General features: G+C 64.4%; 2 protein-coding genes. Both read left to right on the top strand.

Annotation, left to right across the window (positions count from 1 at the left end; all coding sequences use genetic code 11):
* Window positions 1-215: 215 nt before the first annotated feature.
* Complete coding sequence (istA, locus tag POM99_RS22165) at window positions 216-1721, top strand: IS21 family transposase (protein WP_026108990.1); 1506 nt, start codon at window positions 216-218, stop codon at window positions 1719-1721.
* Window positions 1721-2530: an IS21-like element helper ATPase IstB gene (gene istB, locus POM99_RS22160; RefSeq protein WP_007686496.1), complete on the top strand. Its 810-nt coding sequence runs from the start codon at window positions 1721-1723 to the stop codon at window positions 2528-2530. Before istA ends, istB begins: the two co-directional genes overlap by 1 nt.
* Window positions 2531-2789: the final 259 nt, after the last annotated feature.

Here is a 2789-nt window from a genome sequence, read left to right as displayed (position 1 = left end):
TGCGCGGCGACAACTACGATGGCCGGTTGAGCGGCGACTATGATGGCCGGTAGGATCGGTTGTCTGGTCTGATCGTAGGGAGGGGCGCAGCCCCGACCGGAGAGCGGACCAGACAACCGGTGGCGATCTTTTTCCCCTTCTTTCGGGGGGCAGATCGGGGCTGTGGCGGGCGGTGGTATCGGAACACTCATCGAACAACGAGCGATGGGTTTGCGATGCCGGGCCACCACATTTCCGATCAGCAGGTATTTCTCTTCATGACCCATCGTCGCCAACACACCCAGGCCGTCGCGGCTGCCAAGGCCGGTATCAGCGAACGCAGCGCACGCCGGATCGAGAACGATCCGCAGCTTCCGTCCCAGAAGAAGAAGGAGCGCCACTGGCGCACCCGCGCCGATCCGCTCGAGCCATTCTGGCCACGCGTCGAGGAGTTGCTCCAGATCGACGGTATCATTGCCGTCACGGTCTTCGAGACGCTCCAGGACGAGTTCGGCGAGGATGCTGTTCCCGATGCGATACGACGAACACTGGAACGCCGGATCGCCCGCTGGCGGGCACTGCACGGCGGCGAGAAGGAGATCTTCTTCCCGCAGCATCATGAGCCCGGTCGGCAGGGCCTGTCGGATTTCACGGTATGCGACAGTCTCAAGGTCACCGTTGCCGGCGAGACCCTGGCCTATCGCCTCTACCACTTCCGCTTGGCGGCGAGTGGCTGGGAGCATGCGGCTGTCGTGCTGGGCGGGGAGAGCTTTGCCGCCCTTTCGGAGCACCTGCAGGATGCGTTGTGGAAGCTGGGCGGCGCGCCGGCCGAACACCGCAGCGATTCCCTGTCCGCCGCCTACAAAAACCTCGACGCCGATGCGCAGCGGGATTTCACCCGAAGCTATGACGAGCTGTGCCGTCATTACGGCATGCTTGCCACCCGCAACAACCGCGGCGAGGCGCACGAGAACGGATCAATCGAAGGTCCGCATGCCCATCTCAAGCGACGGCTCGATCAGGCCTTACGCCGGCGGGGCAGCCGCGATTTCGTCAGCATCGAGGCCTGGCGCGAGTTCGTTGAGGCGCAGGTCGCCAGACAGAACCGGCGGCATGCTACGCGCATCGATGCAGAACGCAGGGTGCTCAAGGCGCTGCCCGCAAGGCGAACCACCGATTTCGCCATGGTTACCGTCGATGTCACCCGCAACGGCACCGTCGCCATCGATCGGGTTACCTATTCGGTGCCTTCCCGCCTCGTCGGACGGCGCCTCAACGCGCATCTCTTTGACGATCGCATCGAGCTCTTCCTCGGTCCGGACAGGGTAATGTCCACGCCGCGTGTGCGGATCAGTCATCCCCACCGGGGGCATAGCATCGATTTCCGGCACATGATCGGTAACCTGCGCCGCAAGCCCGGTGCACTGCGCAACCTCGTCTACCGCGAAGCCCTCTTCCCCGATCACGCCTACCGGCGGGCCTGGCAAGCCTTCGATGCCCAACTCGATGGACGGCAGGCCTGCCGCGATGCCGTCGCGCTGCTCGATATCGCCGCCAGGGGCGACTGTGTCGACGTGCTGGCCCGGCGGATCGATGAGGCACTCGACAGCGGGCGCTTGCCCGATGTCGATGCGCTCAGGGACGAGTTCCTGCCAACCGCAAGATCGCAGCGCGATGTCACTATCCCGCGACCCGATCTGCACAGCTACAACAGCCTGATCGCCAGCGGGGAGGTGTACTGATGACCCGCACCAAGGATCAGGCCGCCGCCGTACTGCCTACCCTGCTCAAGGCCTTGCGCCTGCCGAGCATCAACCGCAACTGGAAGCGCCTCACCGACACCGCCGATCGCGATGGCTGGCCGGCCGCCAACCTGCTGGCCTCGCTTCTCGAGATCGAGATGGCCGATCGCTCCTCCCGGCGCATCCAGCGCCATCGCGACCAGTCCGGCTTGCCCGCAGGCAAGACCTTCGCCACCTTCGATTTCGACGCCGCCCCCGGCATCCGCAAACCGCACCTCTTGTCCCTCGCCGCCGGTGACGACTGGATCGAGAACGGCGGCAACCTGCTGCTGTTCGGCCAGAGCGGGACCGGCAAGACGCACGCAGTTGCCGCCATTGGCCATGCCCTCATCGACACGGGGCGGCGCGTCCTGTTCTGCTCCACCACCGACATGGTCCAGAAGCTCCAGTCCGCGCGCCGCGACCTCAGCCTGCCCGCCATGCTCGACAAGCTCGACAAGTTCGATCTCATCGTGCTCGACGATCTGTCCTACGTCCGCAAGGACCAGGTCGAGACCAGCGCCTTGTTCGAGCTCATCGCCCACCGCTACGAACGCCACTCGCTCGCCATTACCGCCAACCAGCCATTTTCGGCATGGGACAACGTCTTCCCTGATCCCGCCATGACTGTCGCCGCGATCGACCGCCTCGTGCACCACTCGACCATCATCGAGATGAACGGCGAAAGCTACCGCAAGCGTTCCGCCGTCGCCCGCATCAACGCCGGCGATTACGACCCGCCCAATGGCGCCCCGGACCGGCCATCATAATTGTCGCTGGCTTCGCGCTCGGGAGCACCCTTGCTGAGGCAACGGGTAATTGTCGCCAGCGGCAATTACATGCCAACCATCCCATGCGCTTCAAACCCTCGCTTCCGGCCAGCGCCAGCGACAATTACCCAGCGTCGTAATTGTCGCTCGACGGTTGCTCCTCGCAACAGCAAATGGTAGCCAGAATTCACCAACCGGCGCGGCCACCTATCGGCCATCAAAATTGACGCCGACCGGACACCGTAATCGTCGCGCTACA

The sequence above is a fragment of the Novosphingobium cyanobacteriorum genome (assembly GCF_029436685.1).
GTDB classification, from domain to species: Bacteria; Pseudomonadota; Alphaproteobacteria; order Sphingomonadales; family Sphingomonadaceae; genus Novosphingobium; species Novosphingobium cyanobacteriorum.
The sequence above is the reverse complement of the archived record's forward strand: the minus strand, read 5'-3'. Positions and strand labels throughout refer to the sequence as shown.